General features: G+C 61.2%; 18 protein-coding genes. 13 read left to right on the forward strand and 5 right to left on the reverse strand.

The genetic code is table 11. From position 1 onward, the window contains the following. Window positions 1–120: 120 nt before the first annotated feature. Both gabT and EGM97_RS10555 read left to right on the forward strand, forming a co-directional pair. On the forward strand, window positions 121–1,398 hold the full coding sequence (gene gabT, locus EGM97_RS10550) for a 4-aminobutyrate--2-oxoglutarate transaminase (RefSeq protein ID WP_238964996.1): 1,278 nt from the start codon (window positions 121–123) through the stop codon (window positions 1,396–1,398). Between the two features lie 132 nt (window positions 1,399–1,530). After that, window positions 1,531–2,748 carry an HDOD domain-containing protein gene (locus EGM97_RS10555; protein WP_238964995.1) on the forward strand — a complete coding sequence of 406 codons (1,218 nt, stop codon included), beginning with the start codon at window positions 1,531–1,533 and terminating at the stop codon, window positions 2,746–2,748. Between the two features lie 16 nt (window positions 2,749–2,764). Here the strand turns inward: EGM97_RS10555 and EGM97_RS10560 are convergent, their stop codons facing one another. Continuing rightward, window positions 2,765–3,754: a GGDEF domain-containing protein gene (locus EGM97_RS10560; RefSeq protein ID WP_238965014.1), complete on the reverse strand. Its 990-nt coding sequence runs from the start codon at window positions 3,752–3,754 to the stop codon at window positions 2,765–2,767. 420 nt (window positions 3,755–4,174) lie between these two features. Beyond that, window positions 4,175–5,359 (reverse strand): delta-9 fatty acid desaturase DesA, encoded by a 1,185-nt coding sequence (desA, locus tag EGM97_RS10565; RefSeq protein WP_238964734.1) that lies wholly within the window; start codon window positions 5,357–5,359, stop codon window positions 4,175–4,177. A 143-nt stretch (window positions 5,360–5,502) separates the two neighbouring features. On the opposite strand from desA, the gene dibA reads away from it, so the two are divergent. The 9 genes from dibA to EGM97_RS10610 all read left to right on the forward strand — a co-directional run bounded on the left by dibA (window position 5,503) and on the right by EGM97_RS10610 (window position 16,227). Beyond that, on the forward strand, window positions 5,503–7,410 hold the full coding sequence (dibA, locus tag EGM97_RS10570; protein WP_238964733.1) for a phosphodiesterase DibA: 1,908 nt from the start codon (window positions 5,503–5,505) through the stop codon (window positions 7,408–7,410). Between the two features lie 168 nt (window positions 7,411–7,578). Next, window positions 7,579–7,761: a sulfur starvation response protein OscA gene (gene oscA / locus EGM97_RS10575; RefSeq protein WP_042732574.1), complete on the forward strand. Its 183-nt coding sequence runs from the start codon at window positions 7,579–7,581 to the stop codon at window positions 7,759–7,761. A gap of 169 nt (window positions 7,762–7,930) precedes the next feature. After that, window positions 7,931–8,944 (forward strand): sulfate ABC transporter substrate-binding protein, encoded by a 1,014-nt coding sequence (locus EGM97_RS10580; RefSeq protein ID WP_238964732.1) that lies wholly within the window; start codon window positions 7,931–7,933, stop codon window positions 8,942–8,944. Between the two features lie 213 nt (window positions 8,945–9,157). Then, entirely contained in the window at window positions 9,158–9,976 is an 819-nt protein-coding gene (gene cysT / locus EGM97_RS10585) for a sulfate ABC transporter permease subunit CysT (RefSeq protein ID WP_232778078.1), read from the forward strand. A 13-nt stretch (window positions 9,977–9,989) separates the two neighbouring features. Next, window positions 9,990–10,859, forward strand: a complete 870-nt coding sequence (gene cysW, locus EGM97_RS10590) for a sulfate ABC transporter permease subunit CysW (RefSeq protein ID WP_053153376.1) — start codon at window positions 9,990–9,992, stop codon at window positions 10,857–10,859. 3 nt (window positions 10,860–10,862) lie between these two features. Next, window positions 10,863–11,852, forward strand: a complete 990-nt coding sequence (locus EGM97_RS10595) for a sulfate/molybdate ABC transporter ATP-binding protein (protein WP_238964731.1) — start codon at window positions 10,863–10,865, stop codon at window positions 11,850–11,852. A gap of 279 nt (window positions 11,853–12,131) precedes the next feature. Further along, complete coding sequence (locus EGM97_RS10600; RefSeq protein ID WP_238964730.1) at window positions 12,132–13,496, forward strand: cytochrome C; 1,365 nt, start codon at window positions 12,132–12,134, stop codon at window positions 13,494–13,496. Further along, window positions 13,493–14,011, forward strand: coding sequence for a sorbitol dehydrogenase (locus tag EGM97_RS10605; RefSeq protein WP_238964729.1), 519 nt, complete (start codon window positions 13,493–13,495; stop codon window positions 14,009–14,011). The genes EGM97_RS10600 and EGM97_RS10605 overlap by 4 nt, the downstream gene beginning before the upstream one ends. Further along, the gene (locus EGM97_RS10610) at window positions 14,008–16,227 is read left to right on the forward strand and encodes a GMC family oxidoreductase (RefSeq protein WP_238964728.1); all 2,220 of its coding nucleotides are present in this window, start codon (window positions 14,008–14,010) and stop codon (window positions 16,225–16,227) included. The genes EGM97_RS10605 and EGM97_RS10610 overlap by 4 nt, the downstream gene beginning before the upstream one ends. Window positions 16,228–16,369: 142 nt before the next feature. On the opposite strand, the gene EGM97_RS10615 is transcribed toward EGM97_RS10610, so the two are convergent. Further along, window positions 16,370–16,894 carry an Mpo1 family 2-hydroxy fatty acid dioxygenase gene (locus EGM97_RS10615; RefSeq protein ID WP_238964727.1) on the reverse strand — a complete coding sequence of 175 codons (525 nt, stop codon included), beginning with the start codon at window positions 16,892–16,894 and terminating at the stop codon, window positions 16,370–16,372. Between the two features lie 87 nt (window positions 16,895–16,981). Here EGM97_RS10615 and EGM97_RS10620 point away from each other — a divergent pair, with 87 nt between their 5' ends. Further along, window positions 16,982–17,668: a Crp/Fnr family transcriptional regulator gene (locus tag EGM97_RS10620; RefSeq protein ID WP_238964726.1), complete on the forward strand. Its 687-nt coding sequence runs from the start codon at window positions 16,982–16,984 to the stop codon at window positions 17,666–17,668. Window positions 17,669–17,811: 143 nt separating this feature from the next. Here the strand turns inward: EGM97_RS10620 and EGM97_RS10625 are convergent, their stop codons facing one another. Then, window positions 17,812–18,816: an AraC family transcriptional regulator gene (locus EGM97_RS10625; protein WP_238964725.1), complete on the reverse strand. Its 1,005-nt coding sequence runs from the start codon at window positions 18,814–18,816 to the stop codon at window positions 17,812–17,814. A gap of 100 nt (window positions 18,817–18,916) precedes the next feature. Between EGM97_RS10625 and EGM97_RS10630 the strand changes: the two genes are divergently transcribed. Beyond that, window positions 18,917–19,990, forward strand: coding sequence for a fatty acid desaturase (locus EGM97_RS10630; protein ID WP_238964724.1), 1,074 nt, complete (start codon window positions 18,917–18,919; stop codon window positions 19,988–19,990). Between the two features lie 189 nt (window positions 19,991–20,179). Here EGM97_RS10630 and EGM97_RS10635 read toward each other — a convergent pair whose 3' ends face one another. Continuing rightward, complete coding sequence (locus EGM97_RS10635; protein WP_238964723.1) at window positions 20,180–22,684, reverse strand: TonB-dependent siderophore receptor; 2,505 nt, start codon at window positions 22,682–22,684, stop codon at window positions 20,180–20,182. Window positions 22,685–22,766 lie beyond the last annotated feature (82 nt).

Raw genomic sequence — 22,766 nt, forward strand, 5'->3', positions numbered from 1 at the left:
ACGTAATTTCTCTGCGGCCGGGAACGCCGTGGCAGTCGATCATCGCATGCTGCCGCCGTTGACTTCCCGCCGTGTAATCCTTGACCCACGCCGACCGATGAGCGGCGAATGAGGACTGTAATGAGCAAGACTAACGCTGACCTGATGGCCCGCCGTACCGCCGCTGTTCCACGCGGTGTTGGCCAGATTCACCCGATCTTCGCTGATTCCGCGAAGAACGCCACGGTAACCGACGTCGAAGGTCGTGAGTTCATCGACTTCGCCGGCGGCATCGCCGTGCTGAACACCGGCCACGTGCACCCGAAAATCATCGCCGCTGTGACCGAGCAGTTGAACAAGCTGACCCACACCTGCTTCCAGGTCCTGGCTTACGAGCCGTACGTGGAGCTGTGCGAAAAAATCAACGCCAAGGTGCCCGGCGACTTCGCCAAGAAAACCCTGCTGGTGACCACCGGTTCCGAAGCGGTCGAGAACGCCGTGAAGATCGCCCGCGCCGCCACCGGCCGTGCCGGCGTGATTGCCTTCACGGGTGCCTACCATGGCCGCACCATGATGACCCTGGGCCTGACCGGTAAAGTCGTGCCGTACTCGGCCGGCATGGGCCTGATGCCGGGTGGCATCTTCCGCGCGCTGTACCCGAACGAACTGCATGGCGTGAGCATCGACGATTCCATCGCCAGCATCGAACGCATCTTCAAGAACGACGCCGAGCCGCGTGACATCGCTGCGATCATCATCGAGCCGGTTCAGGGCGAAGGTGGTTTCTATGTCGCGCCGAAGGAATTCATGAAGCGCCTGCGTGCCCTGTGCGACCAGCACGGTATTCTGCTGATCGCTGACGAAGTACAGACCGGCGCCGGCCGTACCGGCACCTTCTTCGCCATGGAACAGATGGGTGTCGCTGCCGACCTGACCACCTTCGCCAAATCCATCGCTGGCGGTTTCCCGCTGGCCGGTGTGTGCGGCAAGGCCGAGTACATGGACGCCATCGCACCGGGTGGCTTGGGCGGTACCTACGCCGGTAGCCCGATCGCTTGCGCCGCTGCGCTGGCGGTGATGGAAGTGTTTGAGGAAGAACACTTGCTGGACCGCTGCAAGGCTGTCGGTGAGCGCCTGGTCACTGGCCTCAAGGCCATCCAGAAGAAATACCCGGTGATCGGTGAAGTCCGTGCCTTGGGTGCAATGATCGCAGTGGAGCTGTTCGAAGACGGCGACTCCCACAAGCCAAACGCCGCCGCAGTGGCTCAGATCGTGGTCAAGGCTCGGGACAAGGGTTTGATCCTGTTGTCTTGCGGCACCTACGGCAACGTCCTGCGGGTGCTGGTGCCGCTGACCTCGCCGGACGAGCAACTGGACGAAGGGCTGGCGATCATCGAAGAGTGCTTCTCCGAACTCTGATCTGTGCGCTGATTCACAAAAAACCCGCTTCGGCGGGTTTTTTCATATCCGCCTGCCGGTACGGATTTTTTGGACTGTCTGGAATGGCTGCCATTGTCTAAGGTGCATGTATGGCAAGGGAGCGATACTGCAATGACTGCTGTGGATTTACCCGCTGTACCCCGTGTGCTGATTGCCGAGGCCGATCCGGCGTCCCGGGAGCTGCTCGAGCAGGTGTTGTCGCAGGTGCGCTGTGATGCGCGGGTGGACACCTGTGAGGAGGGCAAACAGGCCCTGGAGTTGCTAGCGCATAATCCCTATGACCTGGTCATCGCCGACTGGGAGCTGCCGGGAGTGGATGGCTTGAGCATCCTGCGCGGCCTTCGCCACCAGCGTCGCACGCCGGTGCTGCCGTTTATTCTGATGAGCCGACGCAACGACACTGCCAGTGTGCGTGAGGTATTGCCGCTGGCGCCGACGGCGTACCTGACCAAGCCTTTGAACCGGGAAAACCTGACCCAGCGTCTACGAGGCTTGCTGTTGAGCGGTGTTGAAGACGCTTCCAATGATGCGCCGGTTCCCGGTCCGGCGCAGACACTGGCAGCCTTTCTGGAGCGTCGGCGCGACTTGTCCGAGGGGGCGCCGCTGCTCACCGATGTTCAGGTGGCGGTTAAGCGCAGCCTCAACCCCAGCGGCCTGGACCTGAAACTGCTGGAAGAGGAAATTCGCACCGATCCGCAGATCACCGCCGTATTGATCGCCGCAGCCAACAGCGCTGCCCAGCATCAAGGTGGCGGTCCGGTCCAGACCGTGGCCCAGGCGCTGCACCAGCTCGGCACCGGGCAGAGCATGAACCTGATTCTCGGCCTGACCCTCAAACGCTGCGCCCGGCTCAGCGTTCCGTGCCTGGCGGACTATGCCGAGCGTTATTGGACGTTATCGCTGCACACTGCCGAATATGCCCGAATGATGGCCCGGTTGCTGGATCTGGAGCCGGAGCGCTGCTACTGCGCCGGGCTGTTGCATCGTCTGGGCGAGCTGGCGGTGTTGCGATGCCTGGAAGAATGGAAACAGGCGGGTGGCGAGCTGGATGAGCCTGAGGAAGTCGGAAACTCTCTCCACCAGTATGGCGCTGGTTTCGGTTCGGCATTGCGTACTCGCTGGCGCCTGCCACTGGAGCTGCGAGAGTTGATTGCCGCAGTCTACAGCCTCGGTGGCGGGGTGTATTCGCGTGAAGCGCTGGTGATGAACATGGCGGCGCAGATGGCTCACCTGACCGAGCACGAAGGGCTCGAAGAGTTGGCCCGAGGCCGCACGGCGCGGTTGTTGAAGATCGGGCTGCCGGAATTGACACGCTTGCGCAGGAAGTAAGCTATCGCCTCTTTTTTCAAGCGGTGATGATGCGATTCTTGCCCTGGCGCTTGGCTTCATACATGGCGGCGTCGGCGCGGGAATACAGGCTGTCGAGGGACTGATCTTCGGCGGTGATGCCAGTCAGCCCCTGGCTGACGGTAATTCCGAAGCCCTGCTCTGCGTTGCGGAAGGTCATGCGTTGGATTTCCCGTTGCAGACGCTCAGCCACTTGCAGCGCCATGTCCGGAGGGCAGCCGGGGAATATCGCCGCGAACTCCTCACCACCGATGCGCCCGAACAGGTCGCCACGCCGGAGCACGGTCCGCCCGCACTCAGCGATTTTCTGCAGCACGATATCGCCTTCCTGATGGCCGTACGTATCGTTGATCACCTTGAAGTCATCGATATCCAGCAACAGGAACGCCATGGGGGTTCCGTGCAGCCGTGCCTGCTCGAATTCGCGGTGGGCGCACTCGAAGAAGTGACGGCGGTTGCTGCTCTGAGTCAGTACGTCGGTGGTCGCCAGGCGTTGCAGTTCGCTTTCCAGCAACTTCTTTTCGGTAATGTCTTCGGCGATGCCCACCACGATCACGGGTTGTCCCGAGTCAGCCTGGCGGTTGATGAAGCACTTGTCGCTCAGCCAGCGAATCTGGCCATCGGCGGCGATGATGCGGTACTCACGGTCCTCCACGGCCCCCTTGACCAGTACTTCGGCCAGGCTGCGTTCGGCGTAGTCGAGATCGTCGGGGTAGATTGCATCGCGCCATTCGTTGAAATCAGCCAGTACCAGGCCAGCAGGACGGCCGAAGATCCGCTCATAGGCAGGGCTCACATACAACAGCTGCCGGGTTTCCCAGTTGAACGCCCAAAGCACTGCATTGACGCTGTCCAGCAACGAGCTGAACAGTTGCTCGCGCTCACTCAAGCGCGCTACCTCGCCTTTGGCATGCATGAGCGCCATGAGCATCTGGGCCGCTTCGGGCCAATGAGGTTGGGATGAATCCTGCAGGTTCTTGTCGACCATCGGCACATATCTCAAAGAGCGTGCAGTGTTGTAGGTTCGCACGCGCTCACTCCAAAGCCCGCCTGGATGGCGAAGTGCTCTTGAGATAGGGGATTCAGGGCGAAGTTCCTTTCCAGGCGACGAAGTGCGGGGTCTTGGCGAGCCAGGCGATGGCGATGGCATTTTACAGCCTGGTCAAAGGAAAACCCCGCCGGATGGCGTAATGCCGTTCACTTAAGACTTGCCCGGTTCATTGTGGCGAGGGGATTTATCCCCGCTGGGCTGCGAAAGCAGCCCCAAAGCCTTACTACTCGGTGCATCAGGCGGATTGAGTCGCCTGTATTGGGGCTGCTGCGCAGCCCAGCGGGGATAAATCCCCTCGCCACAGGTGCATCGTTTTTCTTAAGTGAACAGCGTTACGCCGGATGGCGGGGTTTGTTATCAGGCAGTGGCGGGCCGCAGCGAGTAGGTCTTGAGCTGGTCGGCAAAGTCGCGCAGGGACTGGATGCCACTGGCCTCGGCTTCGTGTACCCATTCCTTGATGGCCGTGAGCATCTCGTGGCCGTTGCTGCTGGTCTTGACCCAGATCTGTTGCAGGGCCAGGCGTTTTTCGTAGATCACCTTCAGCGCCTGGCTGTGTTCCAGGATGTTCTGGATGCGCAGGTGATGACGGTCGTCCAGCAGGCTGGTTTCCCGCGACAGCAGGCGTTTGGCCCGGTGGAACTGGTGACGTACCGAGTGATCGACCTTTTCCAGCTCCTGTTTGACCAGCGGCGCGATGACCAGGCGGCGGTACTGAGCCATGATCTGGAAGCGGTTGTTGAGGATCGCTATGGCGGTGTCCATGTCCAGGTGCCCCTTGCCTTCGACCCGATGGGCAATCGGCGCCACCCGCTGGACCTTGGCCAGACGCAGGAAACTGAACACCCGTATCCAGGCCCAGCCGAGGTCGAACTCCCATTTGCGTACCGACAGCTTGGCCGAATTGGGGTAGGTATGGTGGTTGTTGTGCAGCTCTTCGCCGCCGATCAGGATGCCCCAGGGCACCAGGTTGGTCGCCGCGTCACGGCACTCGAAATTGCGGTAGCCCACGGCGTGGCCCAGGCCATTGACCACTCCGGCGGCCCAGACCGGGATCCACATCATCTGGATGGCCCAGATGGTGATGCCGATGGTACCGAACAGCAACAGGTCGATCAGGCCCATGAGTGCCACGCCCAGCAGCGGGAAGCGACTGTAAAGGTTGCGCTCGATCCAGTCTTCCGGGCAGTTCTTGCCGTAGATGCGCAGGGTTTCCGGGTTCTCCGCTTCGGCCCGGTAGAGCTCGGCGCCTTTGCGCAGCACGGTGGACAGGCCCTTGACGACCGGGCTGTGGGGGTCGTCGACGGTTTCGCACTTGGCGTGATGCTTGCGGTGGATAGCGGTCCATTCGCGGGTGTTCTGCCCTGTGGTCAGCCACAGCCAGAAGCGAAAGAAATGTTTGAGGCCTGCGTTGAGCTCCAGGGAGCGGTGAGCCGAATAACGGTGCAGGTAAATCGTGACGCTGATGATCGTGACGTGGGTCATCAACAGGGTGACTGCCACCAGCGACCAGGGCGACAAGCCAAGAAAACCTTCGTACCACATAGGCTATGGGGCCCTCGATAAAGTAGAAACAGCCGCTGCATTATCTCCAGCCCCGCGGATAAAACCAGTCGGCCTTTCAGATAAGAGTGGCAGGATGTTTCTTCCTTTATAATCCCGGCCTCTTTGTAAGGACATGGACGCCAATGACCGCTTATCACCGTAGCGCCTTGCGGGGCACGCTGCTCTATCTCGTGCTATCAGTTGTCTGGCTGCAGTTGGTTGGTTATTTATTGAGCAGTTTCTTCGATGAATCCGCCGACAGGCTTCGCTGGCAACTGATCAACGGTTATACCTGGATCCTGATCAGTGCCGGTGCAATGTTTCTGGTGTGGATACGCAGGCCTCGAACGATGGAGGCGGGCCTGCCTTCCTCCGATCGGGAACGTCTGCGCCAGGCGGCCGCTGTCTTCGATTGCACCCGCGAAGGCGTGCTGGTGACGGATCGCAACGGCCTGATCGTACATGTGAACCGGGCTTTCATGGCGATCACCGGCTATGGCCGGGACGAAGTGCTGGGCCGTCGTCCCAGCTTGTTCAAGTCGGGTCGCCATGGCCTGGACTTCTACCAGGATATGTTCAAGTCCCTGGCGAGCGTGGGCGAATGGAGCGGCGAAATCTGGAACCGGCGCAAAAGCGGCGAGATCTACCCACAATGGCAGACCATCCGCACCATTACCGATGAGAGTGGCCAGGTCAGCCAATACGTCGCGGTGTTTTCCGACATCAGTGCAATCAAGGATTCGCAACACGAACTGGCGCACCTGGCCCATTACGATCCGCTGACCGGCCTGCCTAACCGCGTGCTGTTCACCGACCGAGCGGAGCAGGCCCTGGCCTCGGCGCAACAACACAAGCGGGGCTGTGCACTGCTGCTGGTGGACCTGGACCATTTCAAAAACATCAATGACAGCCTGGGGCACACCGTTGGCGATGAATTGCTCAAAGGGGTGGCCGAGCGTTTCCGCGGGCTTTTTGCGCCGGGCGTGACCCTGGCGCGCCTGGGAGGCGATGAATTTGCGGTATTGGTGGAAAACTGCTCCCAGCCAGGCCAGGCGGCGGTCCTGGCCCAGCGCATCCTCGATGGTTTGAGAGAGCCACTGCGGCTCGATGGCCATGCCTTGTTCATCAATGCCAGCATTGGCATCAGCCTGTTTCCAAGCGATGCCCTTAACGCCGGGCAACTGCTGCGCAACGCCGACTCGGCGCTGTTCAAGGCCAAGAGCGCCGGGCGTGACGGTTACGCTTTGTACACAGAAGAACTCACTGCCCACGCCCAGCAACGGGTCGAAATCGCAACCGAACTGCGTCGTGCCCTCGAACAGCAAGAGTTGCGGGTGCACTACCAGCCAGTGCATGACCTGGCGTCCGGTCGCCTGATCGGCGTCGAGGCGTTGGTGCGTTGGGAACATCCTGTTCGAGGACTGATTTCACCGGCCGGGTTCATCCCTGTCGCCGAGCGCATCGGGTTGATCGCCCAGATCGATGCCTGGGTCATGGCCCAGGCCTGCCGGCAGATGTGCCAGTGGCGAGAAGACGGCGTCGTGCTGTCATTCGTCGCGGTGAATGTCTCCAGTCGCTTGTTTGCCCATCGCGAGTTGTATGAGCAGGTCGCCAAGGTGCTGCATGACACCGGGCTGGATCCGGCGCTTCTGGAACTGGAGGTGACCGAAAGCGCGGTGATGGAAGACCCCGAGGTGGCGCTGGAGCAGATGCATCGCCTGCGGGAGTTGGGCGTGCGTCTGGCAATCGACGATTTCGGTACCGGCTATTCGTCGTTGTTGCGGCTAAAGCGCTTGCCGGTGCAGAAACTCAAGATCGATCAGGGGTTTGTCGCCGGGTTGCCTTGGGATGAGGACGACGCGGCGATCGTCCGGGTCATCATTGCTCTGGCCCGCAGCATGGGCATGCAGGTGCATGCCGAAGGCATCGAGCAGCGCGAGCAGGCGGCTTTCCTGCTGGAGCAGGGTTGTGGATTGGGGCAGGGCTACTGGTTCGGACGGCCTGGGCCCGTGCAGCAACTGGATTGGGCCTATGCGCCAGTCATCGTCTGATGCAAGCCGCCTGACTCAAGCGTGCGGGCTCGTTTCTCGCGAGCCTGTGAAAACGGTTATATAAAAATTCTTAAATAGTATTTTTAAGAATATCCCGCCTTATCTAGTATGGCTCCACGCCACGCGCAGTGCCGCCCACTGCCCGGCATTCATTCAAGGAGCAGCAACATGAGCGCATCCCTACGTAGCGTTGACGGCCAGGACGAAGCAACCATTTTGCGCGAGATTCAGAGCGCGCTGCGCGATCTGCGCTTTGGCGCGGTGGAGATCACTGTGCATAACGCGCAAGTGGTCCAGATTGAGCGCAAGGAAAAATTCCGTCTGCAGCAGCCGAGTCATAAGCCGGGCTGAAACAGCCTGGTTGTGGGAGCAAAGCGTGTTCGCGAACAGGCGCCTCGATTTTTGGGGAAACGTGTCGCCTGCATCGCGAGCAGGCTTTTGCGCTCACAGCGGTTCGATTTGTTCAGGTCTCACGATTTATAAGCCAAAAGAAAAAACCAGAATTCCAGGAGCTTTCACCATGTCGTCGATTCGTCGTTATGCCTTGACCGCACTGGCCAGCGCTGTTTTCGCAGGTTCCGCGGTCGCCAAGGATTACGAGCTGCTCAACGTTTCCTATGACCCGACCCGCGAGCTATACCAGGATTACAACGCCGAATTCGCCAGCTTCTGGAAGAAGGCCCACCCGGACGACACGGTGAAGATCCAGCAATCCCACGGGGGTTCGGGCAAGCAAGGCCGGGCGGTGATCGATGGGCTGCGGGCCGATGTGGTGACCCTGGCCCTGGCCGGCGATATCGACGAAATCGCCAAGCTGGGCAAGTCCCTGCCGGCGGACTGGCAGACACGCCTGCCGGACGCCAGCACACCCTATACCTCCACCATCGTGTTCCTGGTACGCAAGGGCAACCCCAAGGGCATCAAGGATTGGGGCGACCTGATCAAGGATGACGTATCGGTCATCACGCCGAACCCGAAGACCTCCGGCGGCGCTCGCTGGAACTTCCTCGCGGCCTGGGCCTATGGTCTCAAGGCCAACGGCGGGGATGAGGCCAAGGCCAAGGAATACGTGCAGGCGCTGTTCAAGCACGTGCCGATCCTCGACACCGGCGCCCGTGGTTCGACCATTACCTTTGTGAACAACGGCCAGGGTGATGTGTTGCTGGCCTGGGAAAACGAAGCCTTCCTGGCCTTGAAAGAGGACGGCGGCGCCGACAAGTTCGACATCGTGGTGCCGTCGCTGTCGATCCTCGCCGAACCGCCGGTGGCGGTGGTGGACAAGAACGCCGAGAAAAAGGGCAACCTCGAGATTGCCGAAGCGTACCTCAAGCACCTGTACAGCCCGGCCGGACAGGAAATCGCCGCGAAGAACTTCTATCGTCCACGGGACAAGGACGTGGCCGCCAAGTATTCCCGCCAGTTCCCGAAACTGGACCTGGTGACCATCGACAAGGACTTCGGTGGCTGGAAAACCGCTCAGCCGAAGTTCTTCAACGATGGCGGTGTGTTCGACCAGATCTATCAGGCGCAGTAAGCTGGAACAGATCAACTGATGGCCAGCCAAGCGCAATTCATGTGGGAGCGGGCTTGCTCGCGAAAGCGGTAATACAGTCAATAACAGCATTGCCTGACACACTGCTTTCGCGAGCAAGCCCGCTCCCACAGGTATGCAAACCTGATGGGCTGACACTTGCTTAACAGGTCTCGATTTATTGGGACTTTTGCGCGTTCTCAACCAAGGACTTCTATGTCGCGTCGCATATCCCCCGTCATACCCGGCTTCGGGCTGACGCTGGGCTACACCCTGGTGTACCTCAGTCTGATTGTGCTCATACCGCTGGCGGCCATGTTCGTGCACGCCGCTCAACTCACCTGGGACCAATTCTGGGCGATCATCTCGGCGCCACGGGTGCTGGCTGCGCTGAAGCTCAGCTTCGGCACCGCGCTGTACGCCGCGATCATCAACGGTGTGATCGGTACGCTGCTGGCCTGGGTGCTGGTGCGCTACACCTTCCCGGGTCGCAAGGTCATCGATGCGATGATCGACCTGCCGTTTGCCCTGCCCACCGCCGTGGCCGGTATTGCCCTGACCGCGTTGTACGCGCCGACCGGCCTTGTGGGCCAGTTCGCTACCTACCTGGGCTTCAAGATCGCCTACACCCCGCTGGGTATCACCCTGGCGCTGACCTTCGTGACGCTGCCGTTCGTGGTGCGCACGGTGCAGCCGGTGCTGGCGGATATTCCCCGTGAGGTGGAGGAGGCTGCCGCCTGTCTCGGCGCCAGGCCCTGGCAGGTGTTTCGCCACATCCTGATGCCGGCGTTGTTGCCAGCCTGGTTGACCGGTTTTGCCCTGGCGTTCGCCCGTGGCGTGGGCGAGTACGGCTCGGTGATTTTCATCGCCGGCAACATGCCGATGAAAACCGAAATCCTGCCGCTGCTGATCATGGTCAAGCTCGATCAATACGACTACACCGGCGCCACCTCCATCGGCGTGCTGATGCTGGTGGTGTCCTTCGTCCTGTTGCTGCTGATCAACTTGCTGCAGCGGCGCATCGAAACCCCTTGAGGAGGCGCGAAAAATGTCCCAATCGTCTATTTCCGCCGCTTCCACCAACGCTGCCCGTCGTGGCAGCGCGGTTTCGCGGCGCATCCTGATCGGCCTCGGCTGGTTGATCTTCGCGCTGTTCTTGCTGTTGCCGCTGTTTATCGTGGTATCTCAGGGCCTGAAGTCTGGCCTGGGGACTTTCTTCGAGGCGATCCTCGAGCCCGATGCGCTGTCGGCGCTCAAGCTCACGGTGATTGCAGTGTTGGTGTCGGTACCGTTGAACCTAGTATTCGGTGTCAGTGCCGCCTGGTGCGTGAGCAAATACTCGTTCCGCGGCAAGAGCATGCTGGTGACGCTGATCGACCTGCCGTTCTCGGTGTCGCCAGTGATCGCGGGCCTGGTCTATGTGTTGATGTTCGGTGCCCAGGGCCTGTTCGGGCCGTGGCTGGCGGACCACGACATCCAGATCGTGTTCGCATTGCCAGGCATTGTGCTGGCGACGATTTTCGTCACCGTGCCGTTCGTGGCCCGCGAACTGATTCCCTTGATGCAGGAGCAAGGCACCCAGGAAGAAGAAGCCGCGCGCCTGCTGGGCGCCAACGGCTGGCAGATGTTCTGGCATGTCACCGTGCCGAACATCAAGTGGGGCCTGATCTATGGCGTGGTGTTGTGTACCGCCCGGGCCATGGGCGAGTTCGGCGCGGTGTCGGTGGTGTCCGGGCACATTCGCGGGGTGACCAACACCCTGCCGCTGCACGTCGAGATCCTCTACAACGAATACAACCACGTGGCCGCGTTCGCCGTGGCGAGCCTGTTGCTGATCCTGGCGCTCTTCATCCTGCTGCTCAAGCAGTGGAGCGAAAACCGAATCAACCGCCTGCGCGCCAGCGCCGCGGAGGAATAAGTCATGTCGATCGAAGTCCGTAACGTCAGTAAGAATTTCAACGCCTTCAAGGCCCTCGACGACATCAGCCTGGACATCCAGAGCGGCGAGTTGGTAGCGCTGCTGGGCCCGTCGGGCTGCGGCAAGACCACGTTGCTGCGGATCATTGCCGGCCTCGAGACGCCGGACCAGGGCAGCATCGTGTTCCATGGCGAGGATGTGTCCGGCCACGACGTCCGTGATCGCAACGTCGGTTTTGTGTTCCAGCACTACGCTTTGTTCCGCCACATGACGGTGTTCGACAACGTGGCCTTCGGCCTGCGGATGAAACCGAAGGGTCAGCGCCCGAACGAAAGCCAGATCGCGGCCAAGGTCCATGAGCTGCTGAACATGGTGCAACTGGACTGGCTCGCCGACCGCTATCCCGAACAGCTTTCCGGCGGCCAACGCCAGCGTATCGCGCTGGCCCGTGCCTTGGCGGTGGAGCCAAAGGTGCTGTTGCTGGACGAACCTTTCGGCGCTCTCGATGCCAAGGTCCGCAAGGAGCTGCGCCGCTGGCTGGCGCGGCTGCACGAGGACATCAACCTGACGTCGGTGTTCGTGACCCATGACCAGGAAGAAGCCATGGAAGTCGCCGACCGGATTGTGGTGATGAACAAGGGCGTGATCGAGCAGATCGGCTCGCCGGGTGATGTCTACGAAAATCCGGCCAGCGATTTCGTGTATCACTTCCTGGGTGACTCCAATCGCCTGCACCTGGGCGAAGACCGGCATGTGCTGTTCCGCCCCCATGAAGTCTCACTGTCGCGCTCGGAGCTGGAGGATCACCACGCCGCTGAAGTACGCGATATCCGCCCGCTGGGCGCCACGACACGGGTGACCCTGAAGGTGGAAGGCCAGAGCGAACTGATCGAAGCCGAAGTGGTGAAGGACCACGACAGTCTGGTGGGCCTGGCGAAGGGCGAGACGCTGTTCTTCAAACCGAAGGTCTGGCAGAAAGTCGCCAACCTTTAAAAACATCGCGAGCAGGCTCGCTCCCACAGTGGGCAGCGTCGATCAGCGGATTTGTGAACGACACTGAACCCTTGTGGGAGCGAGCCTGCTCGCGATGGCGTCCTCCATGACACCGCTCTCTGAATCCGAATAATACCGCTCGGCTTTGCTTCGATTGGTTCTACCTTCCTGTCTCTTCTTGAATCAAACCCTACCTAGACTCTGACCTGCCAGGAGGCAAGTAAGAGTCCATGACGGACCGGTGTTTTCTCCTGGCGCCTGATGCCAAGGAGAGAAAGCATGAGAATGGAAGTCAGTCGGCATGGCCCACTGGGCTGTGCCTTGTTGAGCGTGTTGCTGTGCCCGTCCGCCAGTGCCGCCCCCGCGTTATCACCGCAGATACCCTTCGATGTCACGGCCACCCAACCGATTTCGCTGGCCAGCCTGCAAGGCAATTTCGATGATCTATCGTGGCAGACCTTCATCGCCCTGAACTGGCCGGCGCTGGACAACGGCAATCCCAATACCGGTACCACCATCGGCCAGCAGGACGGCGCCACGGTCTGGGAGAGTTGGAAAGAGAGCTACCAGATCTTCCGCGCCAAGGGGCAGGCGCCCTTGCCCTGGGGCGCTGCGGCGACGCTTCCGGAAGTCTGCAAGCAGCTCAAGCCGGGCCGCCTGTTGCAGCAGATGGGCAAGGTCCCCGACGTGCTGGATGAATTTATCCAGCCTTTCGAGAGTGGCCCGCTGGTGGATCAGAACGGCGTTTATACGCGCAACGAAATCGTGGTCAACCAGTCGATGTTCAACGGGATCGTCGACAACGGCCTGTACAGCATCGAAGGCCAGAAGAAATTTTTTGCCGCCAACCAGAAGAACACCGTGGCGTTCAGTTGTGGCTCCAACGACACGAGCCAGGTCGGCGCGGTGATGGTGAAAGCGTCCTGGAAGGTGCTGGGCGCCAATGACCGTCCCCAGGATTTCCACACGGTCGACGCGCTGGTCTATACGCCGGGTAACAGCGATCCGAGTCACGGGCCGATTGTCGAGGAGTCCTGTGCGTCACAGTCGGTGGGTCTGGTGGGCTTGCACATCGTCCACAAGACCGCCAGCGCGCCGCAGTGGGTCTGGTCGACCTTCGAACATGTGAACAACGTGCCGGAACAATCCACACCGGTGGCGCAGCGCAAAGGCCCCTACCTGTTCTACAACGCCAGCAGCGACAGCACGATCAACCAGCCACCCCCACGGCCGTGGAACCCGGCCGTCAAGGCGACGCCCTCGCAGATCGTGCGCGAGGTGCCGCTGACCGACGCCACCAAGACCTTGAATGCCAGCTACCAGGCCTTGTTGCGCACGGTCAATCCACAGAGTGTCTGGGCCAATTATCAACTGATCAGCACCCAATGGCCGACCGCCGCACCGCCGCCGGATTGCCAGATATCGGCCGCCAACCCGTTGGGCAACCCCGCCCCTTCGTTCCTGGCCAACGCCACGCTGGAAACCTACATCCAGGGCACCACGCCCCAGGCGTCTTCCAGTTGCATGGCCTGTCACGGCAACGCTGCTACTCATGTCACCGAATCCCCGCGTACCAGCTTCGCGGACTTCACCTATCTGCTCGAACGTGCGCAGTCCACTACCGGACAAGGAGCCAAACGATGAGCACTGATCTGGACAATTTCGTCGGCTTGTCGTCGGCCCTGACCGGTATTCCCATCGAGCGCCTGGCGCCGCAGCTCGATCCGGTGGGTTTGCCGCCGCTTTTTCTCGATTACGTCACCCCGCGAATCACTACCGATGTGCTCAACCCGTTGTTGACGCAGTACGCCACGTTGGCCGCCGACAAGGTGCCCCCGGATAGGATTGCCCAGCAGGTGCTGACGACTGAGCAACCGAATCCTGACTCCGTGCTGGCGGCGCGTTCGATCATGAAGCTGTGGTATCTGGGTGTCTGGTACCAACCCTATGACGCCGGGAATTACAAAAAGGGTGACTCGGCGGTGGTATCCGACCAGGCCTACATCTACAGCTGGGCCTGGAAAGTGGCCCAGGCCCACCCCATGGGTTACAGCGAATCGTTCTTCGGTTACTGGAACGAACAGCCGTCGAGCCTTGAGGACTTGACCGGCGTACCCGCCAGCACGTCTTCCCAAACCCAGCAAGGAGACCGGTCATGACTATTGAACAAGCCGAAGTGGTGGTCGTTGGCGCCGGGCTGGCGGGTAGTATCGTTGCCTATCAACTGGCCATGGCCGGGGTGGAGGTGCTGGTGCTCGAATCGGGACCGGAGATCCCGGCCAATCGGGCGCAATACCTGGAACGCTTCTATACCACCACGCTGAAAACCCCGGAATCACCCTATCCACCGGTCACCACCCTGGACCCGCCCCGTGACCCTGCCAAACAGAACGCCCCGCGTGCGACGATCGCCGACCTGATCCTGGGATGGGACAAGCCGGAGGTCAGTTACCTGGTGCAAAAGGGCCCGATGCCTTTCACCAGCACTTATGAGCGAGTCGGCGGCGGAACCACTTGGCACTGGGTCGGGACCTGCCTGCGCATGGTGCCGAACGATTTTCGCCTGAAGTCCCTGTACAACGTCGGGGTGGACTGGCCTATCGGCTACGATGACCTGCAGAGCGCCTATTGCCGGGCCGAAGCGGAAATCGGCGTCTCGGCCAACGTTGCCGATCAGGCCTACCTGGGCATGACGTTTCCCGAGGGTTACGAATTTCCCATGCACAGCATTCCGTTGTCCTTGGTCGATGGCAGTTTTGTCGCGGCGGTGACGGGACAGGTATTCGACAGCTTGCCACTGGTCGTCAGCCCGACGCCGGCTGGACGCAACTCCCAACCCTATGCAGGGCGCCGCGTATGTGCCGGCAACACCAACTGCACGCCGATCTGCCCGATCCAGGCCAAGTACGACGCCACGGTGACGATGAACAAGGCCCTGGCCACCGGCAAGGTCCGGGTGTTGTACAGAACGGTTGCCAGCAAATTGAACGTAGGCTCGGACGGCAATATCTTCGGTGTGGAATTCAAGCAATATCAATTGGGTGACGGACCGGTCACCGGCACTGGCGAGGCCATTGCTCAACGTTATGTCATCGCTGCCCATGCCATCGAAACTCCCAAGCTGTTGCTCAATTCCGCCACGCCTGCCTGGCCCAAGGGCGTGGCCAACAGCAGCGGTCAGGTGGGGCGCAACCTGGCCGATCACCCGATCTACCTGGCGTGGGGGCTGATGCCCGAAGGCAAGGCGGTTTTTCCCTACCGCGGCCCCCTATCCACTGCGGGGATCGAGAGCTTGCGTGACGGTGCCTTTCGCAGTGAACGCGCGGCGTGGCGTATTGAGATCGGCAACGAGGGCTGGAACTGGCCGGCCAACGATCCCTACGACACGGTGGCCGATTTTATCGACGGTACGAACAACAACGGCGTCAACCCGGTGAAGTCGGACCAGGACCCCAAACCTCCTACCGAAGCGCTTTATGGAACAGCGCTGGTGCAAAAACTCAACGACATCTTCGTCCGGCAGTTCCGCATCGCGTTCCTGGTGGAGCAGGTGGAAGATGATCCCGATAACGCCAAGTGCTACATCGTGCCGTCGGCCGACTACACGGACCTGCTCGATATTCCCCGGCCGGAAATCCACTATGAATTGTCCGAGTACACCCAGAAGGGGTTCCTGGAGGCAAAACGGCTGGCCACTCACATTATCGAAGACCTGCTCGGCGCCGTGGAGCTGACCAAACCGCTTACGCCAGGAACGTTCACTTATGGAAACGAATCTCTCAGCTTCCAAGGGGCCGGGCACCTGATGGGCACTTATCGCATGGGCAGTGACCCGGCCAAATCGGTGGTCGACAAGGACCAGCGCAGTTGGGATCACAAGAACCTGTTCCTGGTGGGCGATGGGGTTTTCCCCAGCAGCGGCACCTCGAATCCGAGCCTGACGATCGCCGCGTTGTCGTTCCAGGCTGGGGACACCGTGGCCAACGACCTGAAGGCGGTGACTCTGACGGTCCAGGCCAATAAAAGCTGGCAGGGTACCGGCGTGCAGGTCAACGCGCTGGTACCACGCCTGGTTCGCTACGTCTCTGGACTTTGGTGTGCCAGTCCTCAAGGCGGAAATGTCGATGGGAACGGCGGTTCGAGGCACATCGACTACAGCAGCTATGCCTTGCCCGGGGCTGCCGAAGGTGCCTTGATCGGTCGTGTGGGCAATGGTGGCACGCCGTTCCTGGTGGGGGATCTGGGGCAAGTTCCAGGAAACCAGCAAGGGGAACTGCAACTGTGCATCAATGATGATTTGACCGGGCAGCACGGGGCTGGCTTGAGCGATAACACCGGCGCTCTGACTGTCCGGGTCGAGTTCGGTGCGCTGTAATGCTTGAAAGGTGAGGCCTGACTCCTGTGGGAGCGAGCTTGCTCGCGATAGCGGTGGGGCAGTCGACACGGATGTGCCTGGCCGAGCGCAATCGCGAGCAAGCTCGCTCCCACAGAGGGGTAGGCGGATATGGCGTGGTTTTTCACGCCGCCGAGCGCTGGTTGCGCATCGCCACCGGCCCGGCGCGTTCCTCGATGGCCCGCTTCAGCTCGTTGCGCAGTCCCAGCAGGAATCCTGCTTCCACCACCACGAACAATGGTCCGACGATCAGCCCGGTCAGGTCGTCGACGAACGCCGGTTTGCGACCTTCGTAATAGTGGCCGACAAACTGAATGATCCAACCCACCACAAACAGGCCCAGGCCGCTGACGAGCCACACCGATGTACTTTGTGCGGCCAATACCTGCCCCAACCATACGGCCAGGCCCAGCAGCACCGTCATCAGCGCACCCAGGCGCAACTCCAGGCGCAGATAGAACCAGGCGCTGGCCGCCGCCACCAGCAAGGCTGGCGACAACAGGACCGCGCCCAACGGCCAGCCCGGCCGTGACAGCAACACGGCGACGGCGACGAATATCAGCGGAATGCCGATGAAGTGCGTGGCGATGTTGCGAGGGTCGCGATGGTAGGCGGCGTATTGACTGAGATGATCGACGAGGCTTTTCATTGTTGTTCCTCCTGATGTGATACCTGCATGATGCCCAGGTTCTACGAGGCGCTCTGTCAGCTAGCCGACACTTGTCCCGGAGTTTCCATGAATTCGCATCCCTGGCACTCGCACCTGATGACGGGTCACTGGTACAGCCATTTGCCCGTCCCGTTACAGGATAGTCTGCTGGGCATCGCGCGCGTGCGCCGCCTTTCTGCGGGCCATCGGCTCTTTAAGCGCGGTGATCCACCGTGCGGCCTGTACGCCGTGCTGGAAGGCGCGGTGCGGGTTGGCGCGGTCAACGAACAGGGCAAGGAAGCGTTGTTGAGCGTGATCGAGGCTCCGCACTGGTTCGGTGAGATCTGCCTGTTCGACGGTCAGCCGCGTACCCACGATGCGGTGGCGGTAGGTCAATGCACCTTGCTGCATTTGCCTCAAGCGGCATTGCTGGCATTGCTGGAGGAACAACCGGTCCATTGGCGGCAACTGGCTTTGTTGATGAGCCACAAACTGCGCCTGACCTTCATCAATCTCGAACAGCTGAGCCTGATGCCCGCCCCAGCCCGCGTCGCCCACCGCTTGCTGATGATTGCCGAGGGCTACGGCGAAATCGAAGCGACCCGTCAGGTGCTGCAACTGCCCCAGGAACAACTGGCGCTGATGCTGTCGCTCTCGCGCCAGACCACCAACCAGATCCTCAAGGACCTGCAAAGCCAGGGCATCCTTCACCTTGGCTACGGTGAAATCGAGATTCTCGATATCGAGCGGCTGCGGGGGCTGAGTGCCACCTGAGGGATCCCGCAGGGGATTTGCACAGCTCAGTGTGGGAGCGGGTTTACCCGCGAAGGCGTCGGCAGATTCAACATCGTTGCCACTGATCCACCGCTTTCGCGAGCAAGCCCGCTCCCACAGGGATTTGCGGTCGACATAAAAACCTAGCGCAGCCCGTCGCGAAACTGCCCCGGCGTCATCCCGGTCCAGCGCTTGAACGCCCGACTGAAGCTGCTGGCGTCGGCAAAGCCCAGCAGATACCCGACTTCGCTCAGCGAGCAATCGGGGTCGCGCAGGTGCAGCAGCGCCAGGTTTTCCCGGCATTCGTTGAGCAGCGCGTCGAAGCGACAGCCTTCATCGGCCAGGTGTCGTTGCAGGCTGCGCAGGCTCAGGTGCATGGTCTGGGCGATGCGTTCGGCGCTGGGTTCGCCTTCGGGCAACTGGGCCTCGATGGCGGCGCGTACCTTGCGTTCCCAGGTCAGTGGCTGGAGCTGGGCGAGGGTACGCTTGAGCACTGTTTCGTTGTGTTCGGCCAATTCCGGGTTGGCGTCGTCCAGGTGCCTGTCGAAATCGGCCAGGCCGAATTCCAGGTAATCCTGGCCGGCTGAAAAATGCACCGGTGAGCGGAACACTTTATGCCAGGGGCCGGGATCCGCCGGCTCCGGACGCCGCAGGTAGACCGCCAGGGGCGCATAGTCACGGCCCAGCCGGTTGCGACAGGTACGCACGTAAATCGCGGCGAAGGCATCGATGGCCTCGAAGGCAGGGGCCGGATGAGCCTGGGGGGCATCGAGACTGAAGCGGTAGCGGTCTTCGCAGCGACGCAGTTGCAACGTCAAGGCATCGCTGACCACCGGGTGATAGCGCACGATCCGCTCGAACACTTCCCGCAGGCTGCCGCTGGCCACCAGGGCGTAACCCAATGCATGGAATGTGGTGGGGCTGACGAAGCGCGACACCCGCAGACCGATGGCCGGGTCGCCACTGGCTTGTACCGCCAGCGCCCATAGACGCGTGGTGCCCGAGAGCGGGTAGCGGGCGTTGGGGTCATCCATCAACTGCGGGTCGAGGCCGGCCTCGACGCACAGCGCGTGGCTGTCCAGGCCCAGTGCATCGAGCTGTTTGCGCAGGGCGCGGGTCCAGCTGGCTAGGGTGGTCGGTTCAGTCATGACGATTGGCGCTTGCGGTCAACAGGTTGGCGTTTACGGCTACCACCCTGTGGAACCACGCCCGTCAGGATGAGCACATCGTTACTAGAGGATGTAAGCCATGCATGGCACTTGCGCAAGTCCCGACCGATTGAATGCACAACAACGAGCTGCCCATATTCGCCAAGTGGTGTTGGCCCGAGGCGATGAATTGCGCCGGCGTTATCCGATCCTTAGGCATCAGAACGCGCTGGGGGTGTGCATCCTGGCGTTCGCCCTGACCGGGATGATCGGATCGGCCCTGCTGTACCTCAACGGCCACCTGGACGGCTGGGCATGCCTGCTGCTCAACGCGTTTTTCGCGTCCCTGACCCATGAGCTGGAACATGACCTGATCCACAGCATGTACTTTCGCAAGCAGCGCCTGCCCCACAACCTGATGATGGGGTTGGTATGGCTGGCACGGCCGAGCACCATCAACCCGTGGATCCGTCGACACCTGCACCTCAATCACCACAAGGTCTCCGGCAGCGAAGCCGACATGGAAGAGCGGGCCATCACCAACGGAGAGCCCTGGGGGCTGGCGCGATTGCTGATGGTCGGCGACAACGTGATGTCAGCCTTCATCCGCCTGCTCCGGGCCAGGACATGGGCCCACAAACGCAGCATTCTCAAGCGCACGCTAAAGGTCTATTTCCCGCTGGCGCTGTTGCACTGGGGAGCCTGGTATGTGTTTCTCGGCTTTCACGCAGCCAACGGCATTGCCGGCCTGCTCGGCACCGCGATCGACTGGTCCGCCGACACCCTGGCGGTGATGCATGTCATCGACATCGCGGCGGTAGTGATCATCGGTCCGAACGTGTTGCGCACTTTTTGCCTGCATTTCATCAGCTCGAACATGCACTACTACGGCGACGTCGAGCCGGGCAATGTCATGCAGCAGACTCAGGTGCTCAATGCGTGGTGGCTGTGGCCGTTGCAGGCGTTCTGCTTCAACTTCGGCAGCAGTCACGGGATCCACCACTTCGTGGTGAAGGAGCCGTTCTACATCCGTCAATTGACGGTGCCGGTGGCCCACCGGGTGATGCGGGAGATGGGGGTGCGGTTCAATGACATTGGCACGTTCGGGCGGGCGAATCGGTTCGTGCGCCAGGAAGGTGTGGTGCGGGAGAAAGGGAAGGCCGTTCGGGTTTGAGGTGCACAATTTCAGGGATAAAAAACACCCTGTGGCGAGGGGATTTATCCCCGCTGGGCCGCGCAGCGGCCCCAAAAAGGTTGAATGCAATCAGGCCTGACACCACGTGGCGACAGTCAAAGGGCTGCTGCGCAGCCCAGCGGGGATAAATCCCCTCGCCACAGGGTGCCGTAGGTGATGAAGAATGAGTCAGAACTGGTAGCTCACAGTAGCCGCCACGTTGCGTTCTTCGCCCATGTAGCAATAACTCAGGCTGGCGCACGAGGCCACGTAGGTTTCGTTGGTCAGGTTGTTGGCATTCAGGCGCACGTCCACACCCTTCAAGCCGACCTTGCCCAGGTCATACCCCACCGAGGCGTCGAACAGCGTGTAGGAAGGCACCTTCATAGTGTTCTCCGCATCCGCCCAGCTGTAGCCGACATAGCGCACGCCGCCGCCCAGGCGCAGGCCATCCAGGGCGCCGCTGTCGAACTTGTAGTCGGCCCACACCGAAGCCATGTGGCGCGGGGCCTGGGTCGGTGAGTTGCCTTTGTTTTCGATGATGTCGGTCGGGGTGCTCAACGTGCTGACCATCGACTTCGAGTATTCGATATCGGTGAAGGTGTAGCTGCCCAACAGCTTGAGCTGCTCGGTCAACTGCAGGTGCGCTTCCAGTTCCAGGCCCTGGGAACGCACGGCCCCCACGGCACGGTAGAAGTTTTCCTGGGGCAGTTTGGTCGCCAGGTTTTCCTGATCGATGCGGAACAGCGACGCCGTGTACAAGTCATCCGTGCCCGGTGGCTGATACTTCAGGCCCAGCTCCCATTGCTTGCCATCGGTCGGCGGCAGCGGGTTGCCGGCGCTGTCGGCATAGGAGTTGGGATTGAACGACTCGGAGTAGCTGATGTACGGCGCCAGGCCGTTGTCGAACAGGTACAACGCTCCGGCGCGGCCGGTGAGCTTGGTGCGCTTGTCGTTGATTTCGGTGCCTTGCGGGCGACCCGATTCGGCGATGCGGTTTTCATCCGAGGTTTCGACCCAGTCCTGGCGCAGGCCAAGGGAGAAACGCCACTTGTCCATTTCGATCAGGTCTTGCAGGTAAACGCCGGTCTGCTCCAGACGCCGCAGATAGCTGGTAGGGCTGAAATAGGTGATGGCCGAGTTGCCATAGACCGGATCGAAGGCATTGATCGGCGCCAGGCTGCCGCTGGTCCAGTCGACCACGGTCTTGCGGCGCTGATAATCGACACCCGTCAGCACGGTGTGCTTCGTCGCGCCGGTGAAGAATTCGGCCTGCAACATGTTATCGACGATGAACGCGTGGAGCTTTTCTTCGGCACCGGTGTAGTAGCGGTTCAACTCGTTGCTGGTGGGCGTCGTCCAGCCGTAGGCATAGACCTGGTCGTTCTTGACCTCCGAATCCAGGTAACGGAAGTTCTGCCGGGCAGTGAAGACATCGTTGAAGCGGTGCTCGAACTGGTAGCCGAACGATTGCTGGTCACGCTCATAGCGATCGACGCCGGGTTCGCCTTCGAAGAAGTTTTCGGAAATCCGGCGGCCGTTGCGCTGGTGCAAGGTGCCGTCGGCGGGCATGCCACCATGGTAGCCCCCGTCGGGGTCGTGTTGCAGGTAGGCCTGGAGGGTCAGCGAGGTGTCTTCGGTGAAGTCGATGCTCACTGTGGGCGCGAGGGCGAAGCGTTTTTCCTTGTTGTGATCGAACTGGGTGTCGGAGGTGTCCGCCAAACCGATCAGGCGATAGGCGATGCGCTTGTCATCGTCTACCGGCCCGGTGAAGTCGAAACCCACGCCACGCTGGCCCTGGGTGCCAACCGTCGCCTGGACCTGGCGATAAGCCTCGTGCAGGGGTTTCTTGCTGGTGAGCGCCACCAGGCCGCCGGGAGAGCTGCGGCCATAGAGCACCGAGGACGGCCCCTTGAGGATATCGACCCGCTCCAGGAAGTACGGGTCGATCTGAATGGAGCTGTAGGTGCCGCTGTCGCCCATGGACTTGAGGCCGTCGAGGTAGATGTTATCCACCGAGCCATCGTTGAAGCCACGCATCGCCACGTAGTCGTAACGGTGGGTGGCGCCGTAGGGGTTGGTCAGCACGCCAGGGGTATAGCGCATGGCCTGGGACACGGTCTGTGCGCCTTGGTCGTCCATCTGTTCGCGAGTGACCACCGATACGCTTTGCGACGTTTCCCGCAACGCAGTACTGGTTTTGGTAGCGACCTGGCTGTGGGTGGCGTTGTAGCCTTCCATGCTGCCCAGGGCGTTACCCAGGGCAAACCCTTTGATATCGGTGGTTGGCAAGGCCAGTGTGCTGCCCTCGGCTTCGGTCTGCAGGACATAACTGTTGCCGTCCTGGCTGACGGCAACCAGCCCTGAGCCGCCGAGCAGATGGCTCAAGGCCTGGTCGGTCGAGTATTCGCCTTGCAGACCGGGGGACTGGACGCCACGGGTCTGCTCCGGGGTACTGGCCAGGGTAATACCTGCCTGGCGAGCGAATTGGTTCAACACGTCGCTGAGCGGTCCGGCCGGGATGTTGTAGCTCTGGCGGCTGGTGCTGACGCTGTCGGGGGCGGCGACCGCCAGTACCGGCGCGACGCCGGCACCCAGCGCCGTGGTCAGTAGCGCGGCGCGGATGGCCTGGCGCAGCAGTCGGGTTTGCGAGGAACCGCCGAAGGGGGTCTTGAGGTTTACGCGCTCGGTCATTTACAGGTTTCCGTTGGAGTCGCTGAAGGCAGAAAAGCGTTGATTACCTTCCTAGCCGGTCAGCCGCTCAAAACCCGCCAAA

The sequence above is a fragment of the Pseudomonas sp. AF32 genome, assembly GCF_022342325.2.
GTDB lineage: Bacteria > Pseudomonadota > Gammaproteobacteria > Pseudomonadales > Pseudomonadaceae > Aquipseudomonas > Aquipseudomonas uvaldensis.